Source organism: Arthrobacter sp. AL05, from assembly GCF_029960715.1.
Taxonomy (GTDB): Bacteria; Actinomycetota; Actinomycetes; order Actinomycetales; family Micrococcaceae; genus Arthrobacter.
Window position 1 is genome coordinate 74,507 of record NZ_JASBRC010000011.1, and the last position, 19,020, is coordinate 93,526.

General features: G+C 66.3%; 15 protein-coding genes and 1 riboswitch. Of the genes, 10 read left to right on the plus strand and 5 right to left on the minus strand.

The window, feature by feature from the left end; all coding sequences use genetic code 11:
* Nucleotides 1-43: 43 nt before the first annotated feature.
* From QK287_RS13835 to QK287_RS13845, 3 genes are all read right to left on the minus strand, one after another.
* Complete coding sequence (locus QK287_RS13835) at nt 44-1,111, minus strand: hemolysin family protein (protein ID WP_282360445.1); 1,068 nt, start codon at nt 1,109-1,111, stop codon at nt 44-46.
* On the minus strand, nt 1,108-2,445 hold the full coding sequence (locus QK287_RS13840; protein WP_282360446.1) for a hemolysin family protein: 1,338 nt from the start codon (nt 2,443-2,445) through the stop codon (nt 1,108-1,110). The genes QK287_RS13835 and QK287_RS13840 overlap by 4 nt, the downstream gene beginning before the upstream one ends.
* Before the next feature lie 324 nt (nt 2,446-2,769).
* Nucleotides 2,770-4,239, minus strand: coding sequence for a GuaB1 family IMP dehydrogenase-related protein (locus QK287_RS13845; protein WP_282360447.1), 1,470 nt, complete (start codon nt 4,237-4,239; stop codon nt 2,770-2,772).
* A 326-nt stretch (nt 4,240-4,565) separates the two neighbouring features.
* Between QK287_RS13845 and QK287_RS13850 the strand changes: the two genes are divergently transcribed.
* The 4 genes from QK287_RS13850 to QK287_RS13865 all read left to right on the plus strand — a co-directional run bounded on the left by QK287_RS13850 (nt 4,566) and on the right by QK287_RS13865 (nt 10,728).
* Nucleotides 4,566-8,417, plus strand: coding sequence for a multifunctional oxoglutarate decarboxylase/oxoglutarate dehydrogenase thiamine pyrophosphate-binding subunit/dihydrolipoyllysine-residue succinyltransferase subunit (locus tag QK287_RS13850; protein ID WP_282360448.1), 3,852 nt, complete (start codon nt 4,566-4,568; stop codon nt 8,415-8,417).
* 134 nt (nt 8,418-8,551) lie between these two features.
* Nucleotides 8,552-9,151, plus strand: a complete 600-nt coding sequence (locus QK287_RS13855) for a GDSL-type esterase/lipase family protein (protein WP_226774418.1) — start codon at nt 8,552-8,554, stop codon at nt 9,149-9,151.
* Nucleotides 9,152-9,280: 129 nt separating this feature from the next.
* Entirely contained in the window at nt 9,281-10,108 is an 828-nt protein-coding gene (locus QK287_RS13860; RefSeq protein ID WP_282360449.1) for a DUF4097 family beta strand repeat-containing protein, read from the plus strand.
* A complete protein-coding gene (locus tag QK287_RS13865; protein ID WP_253032402.1) occupies nt 10,108-10,728 on the plus strand; it encodes a PadR family transcriptional regulator in 621 nt (206 codons plus the stop codon). Before QK287_RS13860 ends, QK287_RS13865 begins: the two co-directional genes overlap by 1 nt.
* A 262-nt stretch (nt 10,729-10,990) precedes the next feature.
* Here QK287_RS13865 and rsrA read toward each other — a convergent pair whose 3' ends face one another.
* Together rsrA and QK287_RS13875 are read right to left on the minus strand one after the other, a co-directional pair.
* Nucleotides 10,991-11,251, minus strand: coding sequence for a mycothiol system anti-sigma-R factor (gene rsrA / locus QK287_RS13870; protein WP_226774415.1), 261 nt, complete (start codon nt 11,249-11,251; stop codon nt 10,991-10,993).
* Nucleotides 11,248-12,096: a sigma-70 family RNA polymerase sigma factor gene (locus QK287_RS13875; protein WP_348774714.1), complete on the minus strand. Its 849-nt coding sequence runs from the start codon at nt 12,094-12,096 to the stop codon at nt 11,248-11,250. Before QK287_RS13875 ends, rsrA begins: the two co-directional genes overlap by 4 nt.
* A gap of 335 nt (nt 12,097-12,431) precedes the next feature.
* Between QK287_RS13875 and QK287_RS13880 the strand changes: the two genes are divergently transcribed.
* The 6 genes from QK287_RS13880 to QK287_RS13905 all read left to right on the plus strand — a co-directional run bounded on the left by QK287_RS13880 (nt 12,432) and on the right by QK287_RS13905 (nt 18,974).
* Nucleotides 12,432-12,947 (plus strand): DoxX family protein, encoded by a 516-nt coding sequence (locus QK287_RS13880; RefSeq protein WP_226774413.1) that lies wholly within the window; start codon nt 12,432-12,434, stop codon nt 12,945-12,947.
* Between the two features lie 7 nt (nt 12,948-12,954).
* A complete protein-coding gene (aroA, locus tag QK287_RS13885; protein ID WP_282360452.1) occupies nt 12,955-14,385 on the plus strand; it encodes a 3-phosphoshikimate 1-carboxyvinyltransferase in 1,431 nt (476 codons plus the stop codon).
* Nucleotides 14,369-15,484: a ribosome small subunit-dependent GTPase A gene (locus tag QK287_RS13890; RefSeq protein ID WP_282360453.1), complete on the plus strand. Its 1,116-nt coding sequence runs from the start codon at nt 14,369-14,371 to the stop codon at nt 15,482-15,484. Before aroA ends, QK287_RS13890 begins: the two co-directional genes overlap by 17 nt.
* A 52-nt stretch (nt 15,485-15,536) precedes the next feature.
* Nucleotides 15,537-16,349 (plus strand): histidinol-phosphatase, encoded by an 813-nt coding sequence (gene hisN, locus QK287_RS13895; protein ID WP_226774409.1) that lies wholly within the window; start codon nt 15,537-15,539, stop codon nt 16,347-16,349.
* 106 nt (nt 16,350-16,455) lie between these two features.
* Nucleotides 16,456-16,569: riboswitch (SAM riboswitch) on the plus strand.
* A gap of 34 nt (nt 16,570-16,603) precedes the next feature.
* Nucleotides 16,604-18,082, plus strand: a complete 1,479-nt coding sequence (locus QK287_RS13900; RefSeq protein WP_226774408.1) for an aminotransferase class V-fold PLP-dependent enzyme — start codon at nt 16,604-16,606, stop codon at nt 18,080-18,082.
* A 133-nt stretch (nt 18,083-18,215) separates the two neighbouring features.
* Nucleotides 18,216-18,974: a class I SAM-dependent methyltransferase gene (locus QK287_RS13905; protein ID WP_282360454.1), complete on the plus strand. Its 759-nt coding sequence runs from the start codon at nt 18,216-18,218 to the stop codon at nt 18,972-18,974.
* Nucleotides 18,975-19,020 lie beyond the last annotated feature (46 nt).

The window sequence follows — 19,020 nt, forward strand, 5'->3', positions numbered from 1 at the left end:
TATCCCTAAATAGGAATGATTCCTATTTAGGGATACACGAAGCCTACTGCTGGTCCTGGCCCAGCCGTCGGTAGCCGGTCGCCTGGGTGGCGTCGCGGATCTCCCCGACCAACTGCTCAATAACGTCCTCGAGGAACAGCACACCCTGGGTCAGGCCGTCCGGTCCGATCACGCGCGCCAGATGCGACCCGGTGCGCTGCATCACGGACATGGCCTTCTCGATCTCGTCGCTCATCGCCAGGTTAGCCAAGGACCGGATATGGCTCTCAGCGATGGGCTGGTGGTACGCGGCGTCCGGGATGGACAGCACGTCCTTGATGTGCAAATAGCCGGAGAGCATACCGTCGTCGTCGAGCATCGGAAAGCGGGAAAAACCGGTGCGGCTGACTGACTTCTCGAACTCCGCCGGCGTGGTGTTCGCCTTCAGCATCACGAGCTTGTCGAGCGGGACCATCACATCCGAGGCCGTGTGTTCAGAGAACTCCAGCGCCCCGGTGATCAGCCCGGCGTCGTCGTCCACCAGTCCGTGGCGGGTGGATTCCTGCACGATCGACTGGACCTCCTCGAGTGTAAAGGAGGACGTGATCTCATCCTTCGGCTCGATCCGCATAAGTTTCAGGATGTGGTTGGCCGCCCAGTTGAGCGCCACGATCACAGGTTTCACGAGTCGCGCGATGAAAATCAGCGGCGGGGCCAGCAACAAGGCTGCACGGTCCGCCACCGAGACCGAAATGTTCTTCGGGACCATCTCACCGATGGTGACATGCAGGAAAGTAACCAACAACAGCGCGACGGCGAACGCGACGATGTCGGCGATCTCCACCGGAATGCCGACGGCTTCCAGCGGCACTGCCATCAGGTGGTGGATGGCCGGCTCGGCAACCTGCAGGATCAGCAGCGAACAAACCGTGATCCCGAGTTGCGCGCAGGCAAGCATCAACGAGACGTTTTCCATGGCCAGCAGGGTGGTCTGCGCCCGTTTGGATCCTGCCTCGGCGAGCGGCTCAATCTGGCTTCGGCGCGCGGACATAACTGCAAACTCAGCGCCCACGAAAAAAGCGTTGCCCAGCAGCAGGACAATGAGCCAGAGGATTCCTGCCCAGTCGCTCATGCGGCACCTACCTGGCCGCGGGAGTGCTCCTCGCGGTGCACGGGGACGGGCTTGAAGCAGATCCGATCAATCCTGCGCCCGTCCATGCGGGTCACAGCCAAGGTGCCTCCCGCGACGTCGACGGTGTCCCCCACAGCGGCAATCCTGCCCAGCTGGCTCATAACGTAGCCTCCCACCGTTTCGTAGGCAGACTCATCGGGCACGGTCAGGCCCGGGATCTGTTCGGAGAGTTCATCGGGACGAAGCAGGCCGGGGAAGTACCAGTCGCCCGAGGCGCTCTGCAAGAGGCCGGGACGGACCTTGTCGTGTTCATCGGCCACTTCCCCGACGATTTCCTCGACAAGGTCCTCCAGCGTGGCGATACCGGCGGTCCCGCCGTACTCATCCAGGACAACGGCCAGCTGCAGGTTGCCTTCGCGGAGTTCCGCCAACAGGGCATCAAGGTGGATGGTTTCCGGAACCCGGAGCACATCAGTCATGATGGCGCCCGCCTCCAGCTTGGCGCGCCGGTCCGCGGGAACGGCAATGGCTTTTTTGATGTGCACCACGCCGCGGATGTCGTCCGATGACTCACCGATAATCGGGAACCGGGAGTATCCGGTGCGGCGTGCGGCTTCCACGATGTCCGAGACCGGCTGGTGGCCGTCGATTGTCTCGATCCTGATGCGCGGGGTCATTACGTCCGCCGCAGTCCGGCCCGAGAACTTGAGCGTCCGGTCGATGAAGTTGGCGGTGCCGGCGTCGAGGGTTCCCATCGCCGCCGAGCGGCGCACGAGGGAGGCCAGCTCGGCCGGCGTCCGCGCACCCGAAATCTCTTCCTTGGCTTCCAGGCCGAAAATATTCAGGACCTTGTTGGAGAAGCCGTTGAGCACCACGATGGTGGGCCTGAAGATCGCCGTGAACATCAGCTGCGGACGGGCCAGTGCCTTGCCGACCTGGAAGGACAGTGCAATGGCCATATTCTTCGGGACCAGCTCGCCGATCAGCATGGACAGCAGGGTCGCGAAGGCCATCGCCAGGACCAGGGACACGGAGGACGCTGCCGCCGCCGGCAATCCCAGGACGGCCAGCGGAGCTTCGAGCAGCTTGCCCACCGATGGCTCCATCACGTAGCCGGTGAGCAGGGTGGTGATGGTAATGCCCAGCTGGCAGCTTGAGAGCTGGGTGGACAGCGACTTGAGGCATCGGAGCAGTGGCGCCGCGGCGGTATCGCCGTTGTCCACGGCCCGCTGGACCGAGGCCTGGTCCAAGGCAACAAGGGAGAATTCAACGGCTACAAAAAAGCCGGTACCGAGGATGAGCAGCAGGCCTGCTGCGAGAAGTAGCCACTCCATTTAGCGGCCTGCTTCCGGGGCTGCACCGCGGGAGGGTCCCGGCGGAGGATGGTCGGCCGGGGCCGACCCTGTTTCCTGGAACGACCGGGTGCCCCTGAAGGCATGTGGCCGGCGTGCCGCCGGAGAATGGTGGGAGCGTGAACGGGGTTTGCCGGCTCTTCGGGTCAACTGCGCGGCAAGGGTTTCCGTTCCCCGCTGACAGCCCCCAGGCCGGCACCTAGATTTACTGTCCATAAGGATTTCAGTCTACAGGAACGCCTGCGTCCGCCGCCGACGCGGCGACCCCGGATGGGGCCCCGGCGGTTGCCTGTGCCGTCGCCACGGCTACCAGCTCTGCGGGACAGGCCGGCCTTCCTCGTAGCCGGCGGCGGACTGCATGCCAGCTACGGCGCGCTCCCGGAACGAGGCAAGATCGGCAGCTCCGGCATAGCTCATCGAGCTGCGCAGCCCGGCCGTGATCATGTCCAGCAGATCCTCAACGCCGGGCCGGGCCGGATCGATAAACATCCGGGACGTGGAGATCCCTTCTTCGAAGAGGGCCTTGCGGTCCTTTTCGAAGGCGCCCTCACGCTGGTTGCGGTTCTGCACGGCCCGTGCGGACGCCATGCCGAAGCTTTCCTTGAACTGCCGGCCGCCGGCGTCCTGCTGCAGATCCCCCGGGCTTTCGTGCGTCCCGGCGAACCAGGACCCGATCATCACCTGGCTCGCCCCGGCAGCCAGTGCCAACGCAACGTCGCGCGGGTAACGGACACCGCCGTCGGCCCAGACACGTCCGCCCGCGGCCCGCGCGGCGGCCGAGCACTCCAGCACGGCGGAGAACTGCGGTCGGCCCACGGCCGTCATCATGCGCGTTGTGCACATGGCACCCGGGCCCACCCCGACCTTCACGATGTCCGCGCCGGCCCGGATGAGTTCCCGGGTTGCCTCAGCCGTGACCACGTTCCCCGCCACCACGGGCACACCGGGGTTGAGTCCCTTCACCGCGGCCAAGGCGTCAAACATCTTCTGCTGGTGCCCGTGGGCGGTATCAAGGACCAGCACATCGACGCCGGCGGCGAGCAGTTCCGCTGCACGCCCGGCAACGTCACCGTTGATTCCGACGGCGGCGGCGACTTTTAGCCGGCCGCGCGCGTCCAGCAGCGGCCGGTACAAGGTGGAACGCAGCGCGCCCTTCCGGGTGAGCGCCCCGGCGAGGACACCGTTCCGCTGCACCGGCGAAAAGTCGCTGCCGGCGGCGTCCATGGCGTCGAAAGCGCGGCGCAGACCCGACCCCGCCCCGGCGCCGCCGTCGGGCGCGTCCTCCAACAGGGCAGCGTCCAGCACCAGCGGCTGGACGCGCATGACCGAGGAGAGCGAGGCGAATCGGTCCTGGCCTTCGAAGTCCGCGGCCCGGACGATGCCGGTCACGGCCCCCGCATCGTCGACCACCATAATGGCCCCGTGCGGACGTTTGCCCATCAGATGCAGTGCGTCGATGACTGTACTGGACGGCGAGAGTGTCACGGGGGTTTCCAGGACGGGATGGCGTTCCTTGATCCAGGCCGCCACGTCACGGATCACGTCGAGCGGCACGTCCTGGGGCAGGACCGCCAGCCCGCCGCGCCGCGCCATGGTCTCCGCCATGCGCTTGCCCGTCACTGCAGTCATGTTGGCCGCGACGAGGGGAATCGTGGAGCCCGTGCCGTCATCCGCCGAGAGGTCCACATCCAGCCGGGACGTGACCTCCGAACGGGACGGCACAAGAAAGAGGTCCGAGTAGGTCAGGTCAGTGGTGGGCTCGGTCAGAAAACGCACGGCTGCTCCTTAGGTAGGCATTCCGGTGCTGAACGGGTTCTCCCTGCGATTGTATCGAGGGTTTTGAACGGCCGCGGACCCCGCCCTTCCCGGCGCTCCGACGCCACGCGGCGGTCGGCCGGAGGCCCCGGGAGGACTGGATTGGGTGACGCGGAGACGCGTTGAGTCGACTCGATGATTTGAGTCACCCTTATTGGCGGTTTGGCGAGAATCGTCACTAGACTGGCATGGGTCTGGGTTCACTGGACGCGGAGACTGGTTCAATCGCCGTGCTGACGCACCGTGACACCAGTGGGAATCAAACTCATGGAAGAGGCGTAATTCAAGTGCCAGAGCAGCCTAGCCACCGTCTACCAGAGGAATTTGGCGGAAACGAGTGGCTCGTTGACGAACTGTACGAGCGTTTTCAGCAGGACAAGAACACCGTGGACGCCAAATGGTGGCCCTTGTTCGAATCCTTCGACGCCGGAGACAGTTCCGTCACCAACGGGGCCTCGGGCGCAGCGACAGTTGCGCACCCCGCCACCCGCGAACTTCCTGTTGTAGCCCACGTTGCGACGACGGCAGCGCAGGCGGCAGCACCCGCTCCGGCGGCAGCACCCGCTCCGGCGGCAGCACCCGCTCCGGCTGCTAAACCCGCGCCGGCAGCCGAACCCGCGCCGGCCGTGGCGCCTGCAGCCGCGAAGAAAGCCCCGGCAACCGTCGCCCGCGACGGCTCCAAAACATCGGAGGCCGGCCCCGGCGCGGCGCCCATCCCGGCTCAGCTGCCGAAGAACGTCAAGGCGCCGACGGCCCCCGAGGAAGACGTGGTATCCGTCCTTCGCGGCCCGGCCAAGGCCATCGCCACCAACATGATCACCAGCCTCGAAGTTCCGACCGCCACCAGCGTCCGGGCGATTCCCGCGAAACTGTTGATCGACAACCGCGTGGTCATCAACTCCAACCTGGCCCGCGCCCGCGGCGGCAAGGTTTCGTTCACGCACCTGATCGGCTACGCGGTCATCCGCGCCTTGGCCCAGTTCCCCTCGATGAACGTCTACTACGACGAGGTCAACGGCAAGCCCGTAGCCGTGCAGCCGGCGCATGTGAACTTTGGCATCGCCATCGACATGCCGAAGCCCGACGGCAGCCGCCTGCTGATGGTGCCGAACATCAAGAAGGCGGAGACACTCAACTTCTCCGAGTTCTGGCACACCTACGAGGACCTGATCAAGCGTGCCCGCGCCGGCAAGCTGACCGCTGACGATCACTCCGGCACCACGGTGTCGCTGACCAACCCCGGCGGCATCGGAACGGTGCACTCGGTGCCGCGCCTGTCCAAGGGCCAGGCTGCCATCATCGGTGTCGGCGCGCTTGACTACCCGGCGGAATTCCAGGGCGCCAGCGCGAAGATTATCGCCCAGAACGCCATCAGCAAGGTCCTGACGCTGACCTCCACCTACGACCACCGTGTCATCCAGGGCGCCGGCAGCGGCGAGTTCCTGAAGCTCGTGCACCAGCTCTTGCTGGGCGCGCAGAACTTCTACGATGACATCTTCGAATCCCTGCGCATCCCCTATGAGCCGGTGCGCTGGAGCCCGGACCTCCAGGTGGACCCGGCCGACGAAATCAACAAGGTCGCCCGGATCCAGCAGCTGATCCACGCCTACCGGGTGCGCGGCCACCTGATGGCCGACACCGATCCGCTGGAATATGTCCAGCGCAAGCATCCGGACCTTGACGTCCTCACCTACGGCCTCACGCTGTGGGACCTGGACCGCGAATGGCCCACCGGCGGTTTCGGCGGCAAGCCGATGCTCGCCTTCCGAGACATCCTCGGTGTGCTCCGCGACGCCTACTGCCGCACCACGGGCATCGAATACATGCATATCCAGGACCCCGAAGAGCGCAAGTGGTTCCAGGACCAACTGGAGCACCCATACTCCAAGCCGAGCCGTGACGAACAGCTGCGCATCGTCTCCAAGCTCAACGCCGCCGAGGCTTTCGAGACGTTTCTGCAGACCAAATTCGTTGGCCAGAAGCGCTTCTCGCTGGAAGGCGGCGAGTCGCTGATCCCGCTGCTGGACGCCATCATCTCCGATGCGGCTGAGGACGAACTCGACGAAGTGGCAATTGGCATGGCCCACCGCGGCCGGCTCAACGTGCTTACCAACATTGCCGGGAAGACCTACGCCCAGGTTTTCCGCGAATTTGAAGGAACCCAGGACCCGCGCTCCGTGCAGGGGTCCGGCGACGTCAAGTACCACCTCGGAACCGAGGGCAACTTTACCTCGGACAACGGCAAGCAGACCAAGGTCTACCTTGCTGCCAATCCGTCCCACCTTGAGGCCGTGGACTCCGTCCTTGAAGGCATTGTCCGGGCCAAACAGGACCGCCTCGATCAGGGCGAGGCTTTCCCCGTCCTGCCGATCATGGTGCATGGCGATGCTGCCTTCGCCGGCCAGGGCGTGGTCGCGGAAACGCTGAACCTTTCCCAGCTGCGCGGCTACCGCACCGGCGGCACCATCCACATCGTGGTCAACAACCAGGTCGGATTCACCACCGCCCCGTCATCGTCGCGTTCCTCCACCTACTCCACGGACGTCGCCAAGATGATCCAGGCGCCGGTGTTCCACGTCAACGGCGATGACCCCGAAGCAGTGGTCCGGATCGGGCAGCTCGCCTACGAATTCCGGCAGCGGTTCCACAAGGACGTTGTCATCGACATGGTCTGCTACCGCCGCCGTGGCCACAACGAGGGCGACGACCCCTCGATGACCCAGCCGCTGATGTACAACCTGATCGAAGCCAAGCGTTCGGTCCGCAAGCTGTACACGGAATCGCTGATCGGCCGCGGCGACATCACCGAAGAAGAAGCCGAACAGCTGCTGCGCGACTACCAGGAACGGCTGGAGCGCGTCTTCGCCGAAACCCATGCAGCGCAGACTTCCCCGATTCCGATTATCACTGCCGATTCCGCCGCGGTGTCCGATCTGGAGCGTCCCATGGCCCAGCAGTCCGATTCCGGTATCAACGCCCCGGCGTCGACCGCAATCTCCGCTGCGACACTGGCACGCATCGGCAAAGCGCACGTTGATATCCCCGAGGGCTTCACCGTCCACGCCAAACTCAAGCAGTTGCTGGAGAAACGTGAAGCGATGTCCCGTGAAGGCGGCATCGACTGGGGCTTCGGGGAGCTTGCGGCGTTCGGCTCTCTCATTATGGAAGGTGTTCCCGTCCGCCTCGCCGGGCAGGACTCGCGCCGCGGCACATTCGTGCAGCGTCACGCCGTCTTCCACGACCGCGCCAACGGCGACGAGTGGCTGCCCCTGGCACACCTCTCCGAGGACCAGGCCAAGCTGTGGATCTACGACTCCCTGCTCTCGGAATACGCGGCGATGGGCTTCGAATACGGCTATTCGGTGGAACGACCGAACGCCTTGGTGCTGTGGGAAGCGCAGTTCGGTGACTTCGTCAACGGCGCGCAGACCATCATCGATGAGTTCATCTCCTCGGCCGAACAGAAGTGGGGCCAGCGTTCCTCGCTTGTGCTGATGCTGCCGCACGGCTACGAAGGCCAGGGGCCGGACCACTCCTCCGCCCGGATCGAGCGGTTCCTGCTGATGTGCGCCGAAGAGAACATGGTCGTGGCAAACCCCACCACCTCCGCTTCGCACTTCCATCTGCTGCGCCGGCAGGCGTACAGCCGGCCGCGCAAACCGCTGATCATCTTCACACCGAAGCAGCTGCTCCGGCTCAAGGCCGCAGCGTCTTCGGTCGAGGATTTCACCACGGGCACCTTCCGGACCGTCATCCCCGAGCATGAGCAGCTCCCGGCCGACGCCGTCGAGCGTGTCCTGCTCGTCTCCGGCCGCCTGTACTACGATCTCCTGTCCACACGGCAGAAGACCGGTGACAAGACCACAGCGATCGTCCGCGTTGAGCAGCTTTACCCGCTGCCCGCCGCCGAGATTGCCGCCGAACTTGCCAAGTACCCGAACGCCGAAGTTGTCTGGGCGCAGGACGAGCCCGCGAACCAGGGGCCGTGGCCCTTTATCGGCCTGAACCTTCCCGACGCCCTGGAGCGCCGGGTGCGCCTCATTTCCCGTCCCGCCTCGGCTTCCACAGCGGCAGGATCGATGAAGCGCCACGCGGCCGAGCAGGATGCTCTGCTCAAACAGGCGTTCGCACGTAAGTAAGGTCATCGCTGCCCGGCCGGAGGTGCACCTACACAACTCCGGCCGGGCACCGGTGTTTAACCGGCGGAGTCCCCCGCCATCACGGATGGTCCCGGGGAACGGTTTATTGGACGCTCTGGAGTGAAGAGGTAGTCGTGGAAGATCGAAAGCTGCGGATCGCAGCCGTTGGCGATGAAATGCTGGCCGGGCTGGGTGATCCCCGCGCACTGGGCTGGCTGGGCCGGGTGCTGGCGCGCACGCCGCAGGACGGATTGTCCCTGGAATGCTATTCCCTCCCCTGCCCGCAGGAAGGCACCGAAGGGCTGGCAGCCCGTTGGCTCGCGGAAGCCGGCCGACGCTTCAACGACCACTGCGAAAACCGCCTCGTAATTGGACTCTCCGGCCGGGATGTCGAATTTGGGCTCTCGACTGCCCGGAGCCGGCTCAACCTCGCCAACATCCTGGACGCGGCCTCGCAGAACAAGATCGAGGTCTTTATCGTGGGCCCGCCGCCAACATTGGATCCCGCGCAGAACCGCCGGCTCGGCGAACTGAACACCGCATTTGCCGACGTCACCACCCGGCGCAAGCACCTCTACGTCGACACCTTTTCGCCGCTGCTCAATCACGAGCAGTGGCGCCAGGACCTGGCCGCGAACGGCGGCACCCCCGGCCAGGCCGGCTACGGCCTGATGGCGTGGCTCGTGCTGCACCGCGGCTGGTTCCAGTGGCTTGGGATTGACGCGCCGGCGTAGCCGCCGGTATCCGTCCCCGGGAAAACTCCGCGATATATCTTGACCGTGCCAGGACGGCGATATATCGTGACTTATGGGTCACGATATATCGCAACTATCCGCACGAAGTATCGCCCTCCTGGAGGAGCCATGACAGAGAACAACTGGACCGTCACCGGTCCGCAGACCATCGACGTCGACGGCGTCAGCTCGCTTAAGCTCGGCATCGTCCGGGGACGCTTCGACATCGTCACCCATGATGATCCCGTCACCCGAATCGAAGTATCCGAGGTCCATGGCGACCCGCTGGCGATCAGCATCGTGAACGGCCGCCTCGAGGTCCGCCACCAGCTGCACGGGCCGCAGGGGTGGTTCAAGAACCTTATGGGGACCGTCAACAACAGCAGCAGCAACTCGCTGGTCATCAGCATCGCCGCGCCGGCCGGGATCGACATTGAGGCCGGGACCGTCAGCGGCGACGGTATGGTCTCCGGGGTCAGCGGGCACACCCGGCTGAACACGGTCTCCGGTTCCGTGCTGGCCGACGGCACCGCCGGGGACCTCTCACTCAACACCGTCAGCGGCGAAGTGATCGCCCGCAACCATCGCGGCGTGCTGACGGCCAAGAGCGTCTCGGGCGAGGTCACGGCCTCGGGTGACCTCAGCAATATCCGCGCCAACACCGTCAGTGGCGACCTCAATTTCGACCTGCACGGCTTCGCCCAGGACTTTGGTGCCAATTCAGTCTCCGGAGACGTCACCATCCGGCTCCCGCACGATGTCGGCGTGGACATCATTGCCAAGTCCGCCAGCGGCACCATCGTCATTGACGACCAGAAGTACAATCAGCCAGGAGGCACGGTCCAGACCATCGCCGGCCCGGACACCCAACTTATGCTGGTCCGGACCAATTCAGTGTCCGGCAGGACGTCGATCTTCCACGGCCTGCCCGGCGCGGACACCGTACAGGAACGCTGATGCCCCCGGTCTTCGCCCACGGGGCCCTGCGGCTCTATCTGCTGGCACTGCTGGAATCGGGTCCGAAGCACGGCTACGAGCTGATCAAGGCGCTCAGCGAACGTTTCGGCGGAACCTACTCCCCCAGCGCCGGAACGATCTATCCGCGGCTGGGCAAGCTGGAGGAGGAAGGGCTGGTGGACACCCACAGCGAGGGACGCCGTACCTACTACAGCATCACCCCGGGCGGACTCCTGGAGCTGGAGCGCCGGCGGGACGAACTTGCAGGCGTGGAAAAAGATATCAGCGCGTCCGTCCGGCGGCTGGCCGACAACCTGCGGCAGGACATCAAGGTCAACATGCGCGGCCTCCGGGCCGAGCTGGCTGCAACGGCCGAGGCCGCGCGTTCCTCGGCCCGCGCAGCTGGCTCAACAGTTGCCGCGTTGGCCGGGCAGCGCTACTCACCGGAAGGCGACACCCGGCTGCGGGAGGCCGAGATGCTGGTGCAGGCCTTCCGCGACGACGTCCGGGTGGAACTGCGCCGCCACGGCGGACGGCACCCGATCACGCCGGTGACGCTGGAGACTGTCAAGACGGTACTGGACCAGGCACGGATCTCCATCCGCAATTCCCTCGAGTGATCCGCCCGCCCCGCCGGTTCGCGGCGGGTGCCCCGATGTGGGAGACTTGAGGGCAGCTCTTTTGAGTACCAAAAATTAAGGAGGCCAGCTATGAGCAAACGTGCACGTAAACGTCGTGACCGTAAGCGTGGCGGCGCGAACCACGGCAAGCGCCCCAACGCCTAAGCAAAGCTTGGAATGACAGCTTTAGACGAATGACCCCGGAACCTCACGGTTTCCGGGGTCATTCGTTTTTGGCGGTCGAGCCGAACCTTGGGCCCGGTCAGGCCTCAACCGGGTTGCTCGAGTGGATCCGGTCCAGGATCGCGTTCTTGAGGTTTTCCGGGGCTGCCTCGCTGCAGGAACGCTTCACCATGACCCTGATGACACATTCGAGGTCGTACTGCTCAAAACATTCCGGGCAGCCGTCCAAGTGGTCCTTGATTTCGGCGATGTCATCGTGGGTGAGGGCACCGTCGAGGTACTCGTAGATACGTTGCATCCGGGTGTCGTCGCAGTCGCCCAGTCCCTGGCAGTCGCTCATTTCCTGTTCTCCTGTTTGTCGCTTCCGGCAGCCGCGATTGCATCTGCAGCCCTGAATCCGCGCTCGGCGGCGTAGTCGCCGAGCATATCCCGCAGCAGCTTCCGGCCGCGGTGCAGGCGGGACATCACGGTCCCGATCGGCGTGTTCATAATTTCTGAAATTTCCTTGTACGCGAATCCCTCGACGTCGGCAAAATAGACCGCCAGCCGGAACTCCTCCGGAATGGACTGCAGCGCCCGCTTCACATCCGAGTCCGGCAGGTGGTCGAGGGCCTCGGCTTCGGCCGACCGCAGACCCGAGGACGTATGCGACTCGGCCCGGGCCAGCTGCCAGTCCTCAATGGTGTCCGAGTTGGACTGCAGGGGCTCGCGTTGGCGCTTGCGGTAAAGATTGATGTAGGTATTCGTCAGGATGCGGTAAAGCCAGGCCTTCAAGTTGGTGCCGGGCTTGTACTGATGGAACGCGGAGAAAGCCTTGGTGTACGCCTCCTGGACGAGATCCTCGGCGTCGGCGGGGTTTCGGGCCATCCTCATGGCCGCGGAGTACAGCTGGTCAACATACTGCATGGCGTCGCGTTCGAACCGCGCCCGGCGTTCCTGCGTCGTTTCAGTCGCAGTGTCCAGCGCCTGACCGTCCACGATCGTCTCCCGGGCCGCCGCGTCCAGCCCGGCGTCAATCTCCGGGGTAGCCCCTGACGGTGCGCCAGCAGGACTGGCGGCGGGTGGCTTGGCGGGTGTGGCACCGTTTCCGGCGACCGTGTGCTTGGCCGTGACGGCCGGATCCATGGTGCTCATTGCCCCCAAGTCTACTGTGAGAGTGCGGCGGCCGTCCCGGCCTGCCGGCATGGTTGCCTGCTGCAGGGCATCAGCCCACAACTGCCCGCCTCCTAACGCCGGTTTCCCGCTGGTCGCCAAGAGACTGTTCCTTAACGGCGTATCCTTCACCAGAACCATAGTTCCGCCTTCCTGCGCCACGACTGACTCGTTTGCCCGTGGCACCGTGTTCCAGCCCGTCGTTCCGGGCCGATCTGACTCCCGCTGAACCTACATCCAGCCCTAAACCAGGGCCTGAAATCTGCTATTGACAACCCCGCCCGGCGGGCAAATATTCCACAAAAGTGCAAGACTAGAACCGGTTCTCCCGCTTCATTCCCGCGGTCCGCCCACCCAGGAGGAATTTCATGTCGTTTGTCCGCTTTCTCGCCCGGCCCATGCTGGCGTCCAGTTTCGTCCTTGCCGGGCTGGACAAGCTCAAGAACGCGGATGACACCGCCACGCAGCTCTCACCCCTGCTGCGCCGCGCGGCGGAGTCCCTGCCGTTCCAGACCAGCGAAAAAGTCCTCGCCCGGGTCATCGGCGGCACCCAGGTCGGGGCCGGCCTTATGTTTGCCCTCGGCAAGTCGGCACGTCTGGCCGCAAGCATCCTGGCTGTCATCTCGGCGCTCAACAGCTACGTCGAATGGCGCAGCGCGGACATCACCTCCACTGAGGGCCGCAACGCCCGCCGCAAGCAGCTGCTCAAGAACGTCTCACTGACCGGCGGCGTCCTGCTGGCCGCAGTCGACACGGACGGCCGTCCCAGCCTGGCCTGGCGGGCTGAGCACCTTGCGGCCGATGTCCGGAAGAGCACCGGCAAACAGATGAAAAAAGCCGACAAGGCCGTACGCAAAGCCGTAGACCACACCGTCGGAGCCTAAAGCAGCAATGACCGGCACCACCCCCACAGCAGCCGCACACCCCCTGCCGGCGAACGCTGCCGCACTCTGGCCGGCGCCCTTCGCCGGACACCCGGTGGACGCAACAGTCACCGTTCCCGGGTCCAAGTCCCTGACCAACCGCTATCTCGTGCTGGCCGCCCTCGCGGACGGGCCCTCACGGCTCCGGGCTCCGCTGCACTCCCGGGACTCCGCCCTGATGATCGCGGCGCTGCGGCAACTCGGGGCCCGGATCACGGAAGTGCCCGGCGACGGCGATTTCGGCCCGGACCTGGCCATCACGCCCATCAGCCAGGCGGCAGCCGGGGGGACGGGAGTGGTGGACTGCGGGCTGGCGGGGACGGTTATGCGGTTCGTGCCGCCCCTCGCGGCCCTGCGCCCGGGGCTGACGCTGTTCGACGGAGATCCGCACGCGCGCGAGCGCCCAATGGGCCCCATCATCGAAGCCCTCACCGGGCTGGGCGTCAGGGTCAGCGCGCCCGACGGAGGCCCGGCATCCTCGCTGCCGTTCACCGTCGACGGCGCGGCCGCCGTGCGCGGCGGCCACCTCGTTATTGACGCCAGCGCGTCCTCGCAGTTTGTGTCCGCACTGCTCCTGGCCGGGTCCCGGTTTGTGGACGGACTGCACCTCGAACACCAGAGCCACGAACACCCAGGGATGCCCGTTCCCAGCCTTGACCACATCACCATGACCGTCGCCGTGCTGCGCGGAGCCGGGGTAGCCGTTGACGATTCCCGCCCAAACCACTGGGTTGTCTCGCCCGGACCCATCCGGGCCTTTGACGTCAGGATCGAACAGGACCTTTCCAACGCCGGTCCGTTCCTGGCGGCGGCCCTGGCCACCCGAGGCACCGTCCGCATCCCGAACTGGCCGGCCCCGACGACGCAGGTCGGCGATATGTGGCGCAGCGTGCTAGCGGAGATGGGGGCCACCGTGTCGCTCACCGACGGTACCCTGACCGTCACCGGCGGCCCGGAGCTCACCGGCGGGAACTTTCACGAGACCAGCGAACTTGCCCCCACTGTCGCCGCACTCTGCGCGCTAGCCAGCGGTCCCTCCCGGCTCAGTGGCATCGCCCACCTCCGCGGGCACGAAACGGACCGGCTGGCCGCCCTTGTGGCGGAGATCAACCGGCTCGGCGGAGACGCGGAGGAGACCTCTGATGGCCTCATCATCCGGCCCGCCCCGCTGCACGGCGGCGTCGTCCGCAGCTACGCCGACCACCGTATGGCCACGGCCGGCGCCATCCTCGGCCTGGCCGTAGCGGGCGTCGTTGTCGAGGATATTGGGACCACGGCTAAGACCATGCCCGACTTTCCGCAACTGTGGGAGTCCATGCTTGGCCTCAGCGCAGGAAACACGCCTCCCGCAGGGGCCTCCCCGGCAGAGAAGGACGCCTCCGGTGGCACGCAGCACTGATTCCTGGGACGAATCCGACGCCCGGATCCGCCCCAACAAAAAAGGCACCCGGCCCCGCACCAAGGACCGGCCCAGCCACGACGATGCCGTGACCGGGCGGATCATTACCGTTGACCGCGGACGCTACACCGCCGTCGTCGCCGAAGGCACGGGGGCAGAACGGAAGATCATCGCCGCCCGCGCCCGCGAACTGCGCCGCAACCCGGTAGTGGCCGGCGACTTCGTTTCGTTGGTCGGCGACGTCAGCGGCGAGCCCGACACCCTGGCCCGGCTGGTCAGGATCCAGGACCGCAGGACCCTGCTGCGGCGCAGCGCCGACGACACGGACCCGATCGAGCGGGCCGTCGTCGCCAACGCCGACCAGTTGGTGATCGTGGTGGCGGCCGCCAATCCCGAGCCGCGGACCGGATTTATCGACCGCGCCCTGGTGGCCGCGTACGACGCCGGGATCGATCCGCTGCTGCTTGTCACCAAAGCCGACGTCAAGGATCCTGCCGAGCTCCTCGCCAACTACCAGCACCTTGCTTTCCCGGTGATTATTTCCAAGACGGCGGACTCCGCCGCCTCGGGCATCGATGCCCGCTCCGATGACGGGCTCTCCGCCCGGCTGGACAAGGACGCCGTCGCACAGCTGCGCGCCTACCTCGACGGGAAGGTCACCGTGATGCTGGGCCATTCCGGCGTCGGCAAGTCCACCATGGTTAACGCCCTCACCGGCGCCGAACGCGCCACCGGCGGTGTCAACGCCGTGACCGGGCGCGGCCGCCACACCTCATCCTCCGCGCTGGCCCTCAAAGTCAACGATGCGCCGGCGGGGAGCTGGATCATCGACACCCCGGGCATCCGCTCCTTCGGGCTCGCGCATGTGGACCCGGACCGGATCCTACGGTCCTTCCCCGACCTCGAGCCCGGCACCGACGACTGCGAACGGGGCTGCAAGCACGATTCCAGCGCCGTCAACTGCGGCGTGGACGCCTGGGTGGCCTCCGGCCAGGCAGGAGAATCCGGTCCGGCCAGGCTCGCCTCACTGCGCCGTTTGCTCGGGACAGACCCGCGGTTGGAAGCCCAGGACGTTAAGGAACTGGGCACCGTCTCCTAGCAGGCCGCGGCGCCTACCGCTTCCCTGCCCGCTTTGACGGTAGTTTGGAAGCATGAGTCAACCCGCTTCGAGCTACAACGACGACCTGCGCCTTGCCCATGTCCTGGCAGATTCCGTAGATGCCCAGACCATGAGCCGCTTCAAGGCGCTCGACCTTCGGATCGAGACGAAGCCGGACCTGACGCCGGTCACTGACGCCGATAAATCCGCCGAGGAGGCCATCCGTGGCCAGCTGTCGCGGTCCCGGCCCCGCGACGCCGTGCTCGGGGAGGAGTTCGGCAGTTCCGGCCACGGCTCCCGCCGCTGGATCATCGACCCGATTGACGGGACCAAAAACTTCGTCCGCGGCGTCCCGGTCTGGGCGACGCTGATCGCCCTCGTCGATGAGGGCGAGCCGGTGGTCGGCGTTGTCAGTGCCCCGGCGCTGGGAAAGCGCTGGTGGGCGGCAAAAGGCGCCGGTGCGTACATGGGCCGTTCACTGGCGGCCGCAACCCGGCTGAAGGTCTCCAACGTCGCGAGCCTGCCGGATGCCTCGCTGTCATATTCCAGCCTGGGAGGTTGGAAGCAGCGCGGCAACCTTGACGAGTTCCTGGGGCTCACCGAAGAGGTGTGGCGGACCCGCGCCTACGGCGACTTCTGGTCCTACTGCCTGGTGGCGGAAGGTGCCGTTGATATCGCCTGCGAACCCGAACTCAACCTCTACGACATGGCCGCGCTGGTTCCGATCGTCACCGAGGCCGGCGGCCGCTTTACCTCCCTCGAAGGAGAAGACGGTCCCTTCGGCGGCAACGCCCTCGCGACCAACTCCATTCTGCACTCCGAAGTCCTCAAGCGTCTGAACCCCGGGCTGGACGACCTGCTGTAAGCGCGTCCGGCGCCGTTCGGCAGCTTCGGTACCGGCCCGTCACAAAGGACTTCACAATCCTGCCCTGCCTTTTCCACGGAAGCCGGCATGGCCTAGGCTCGAACCAGGTCACGAGTGCCAGCGCTAAACCCCGGTTTGCTGGCCGGCAACCCTCCATTCGCGGCGGGGTGCCCCGGGTGACGACCTGGCCGGTCCGGAACGGACCCGGCAAGCGCGGATCCCCGGTGCGTGGGGTCCTTTTCGAGCGAGGCCCCATGACGACTGCCACCATTCCTGCCGGCGCCGAGGTTCAGGCCAAGACCGGTCCGGCACATCCCGATCCGCGGTTCGCCGTTGCCCGCCGGCCGCTGGCCGCGGTGACCGGCGCCGAGATCCAGGCGCCTCTCATCCAGGGCGGACATGTCCGCTACGCCAACCTGGACTACGGTGCCTCGGCTCCGGCGCTGTCCGTGGTCTCGGCCTACCTCAACGAGATCCTGCCGTTCTACGCCAGCGTCCACCGCGGCGCCGGCTATGCCTCCCAGATCAGCACCTCGGTCTACGAGAACGCCCGCGGGATTGTCCGCGACTTCGTTGGCGGCCGGCCGGACGATGCGGTGATCTTCACCAGGAACACCACCGATTCGCTGAACCTGCTGGCCGGCTGCCTGCCGGTCGTCGACGGCGAGCATACCGGCGAGGTGCTCTACCTCGACATTGAACACCATGCCAACCTCCTGCCCTGGCAGCGGGTACCCCACCGCAGCGTCATTGCCGCCCCCACCCTCGCGGCCACCCTGGAGCTGCTCCGCCAGGAACTCGCCCACGGCGGCGTCAGCCTGCTTGCCGTGACCGGGGCCTCCAACGTCACCGGCGAGATCCTGCCAATCCGCGACCTGGCAGCGCTGGCGCACGACTACGGCGCCCGGATCGTCGTCGACGCCGCCCAGTTGGCCCCGCACCGGCGGATCAACGTCTCCACGGACGACCTCGACTACATCGCCTTCTCGGGGCACAAGCTCTACGCACCCTTCGGTGCCGGCGTCCTGATCGGGCGTCCCGACTGGCTCGACGCCGGCATCCCGCACCTCGCGGGCGGCGGGGCCGTCCAGGACGCCCGGATCGATGCTGTCAGCTGGACCACGGGACCCGCCCGGCATGAGGGCGGATCCCCGAACGTGCTCGGCGCCGCCACCCTGGCCCGGGCCGCGCAAATCATCGCCGGGCTGGACGCGGACCAGTGGCACGCGCACGAGAACGCCATCCGGTCCTTCCTGGTGGAAGGCCTCGCCCGGATCGACGGTGTGACGGTCCACCAGATCTTCTCCGACAGCGGTACCTTCGACGCGGCTGCAGGGCCGGGGGCGGGCACCGGGTCACAAACCCCTCCCGGCGCCGGCACCATCGGCGTCGTCAACTTCTCGGTGGAAGGCTACGACGCGGGCCTGGTGGCAGCCTACCTGTCCGCCGAGCACGGTATGGGGCTGCGCGACGGCAGGTTTTGCGCGCATCCGCTGCTCCGGCGGCTTGGCCTGCCCTCGGGGTCGCTGCGGGCAAGCTTCGGTTTGGGCTCCAGGCTTGATGACGCCCAGCGGCTGCTCACCGGAGTCCGGGAGCTGCTCGGGAACGGCCTCGGCTGGGACTACGTGGTGGACGCAGGCCGCTGGGTACCGTCCAACGACACCCGCAGCTACCCGCACTGGGCCCCCAACACCCCCGGCACGGCCGGGGCGGCGCCCTGCACGCTGGACTAACGGCCGCCGGTGCGGCGCCGCGGGCTCCGGCGGCAGACGCGGCCCCTGCAAACGCGGCCCCTGCAAACGCGGCCCCTGCACGGTGCGGTAAATTCACAAGGTACGTACCCGGACCTGCCGAAGGAGATCAAACGTGGCACGCGGCGGACCCAAGCTGCCCCAGGGGCGGCGCCAGGAGCTGGGGCACAGCTTTCAGGACGGCGGGGAACACTACGACCGCGTCCGGCCCGGGTATCCCGAGGAATCCGCTGACTGGCTGATCCCCGGCGGCGCAGCGGATGCCGCGGACCTCGGCGCCGGAACCGGGAAATTCACGGCGCTGCTGGTCGGGCGCGGCCTGCGCACGGCGGCAGTGGACCCCTCCGCGGACATGCTGGAACAGCTGCGCCGGGCACTTCCCGGGGTCACCGCCGTCGAGGGTACCGCGGAGCGGACGGGGCTGCCCGACAGTGCTTTCGACGTGGTGACAGTCGCCCAGGCCTGGCACTGGTGCGATCCGCTCCTGGCCAGCACGGAAATCGCCAGGATCCTCCGCCCGCACGGTGTCCTGGGGCTGATCTGGAACCAGCTGGACACGTCTGTTCCCTGGGTGCACCGGCTCTCGCGCATTATGCATGCCGGAGACGTGCACAAACCGCACTTCACACCGCCGCTGGGACCTGAATTTACGGGACTGGAGAGCCATCTCACCCGGTGGGAAGATCCGGTGCGCGGCGCAGACATCCTGGCGCTGGCGAAGTCCCGCAGCTACTACCTGGCGGCCGGCCAGGCCACCCGCACCAAGGTGCTTGGCAACCTCGACTGGTATCTGCACGAGCACCTGGGCCATCAGGGCGATGAAGTGATCCCGCTCCCCTACCTGACACAGAGCTGGCGGGCCGTGCGGTCCTGACACCGGCGAAAAGGTCCTTTTGATCCCGTCGACGTTGCCGCGGACC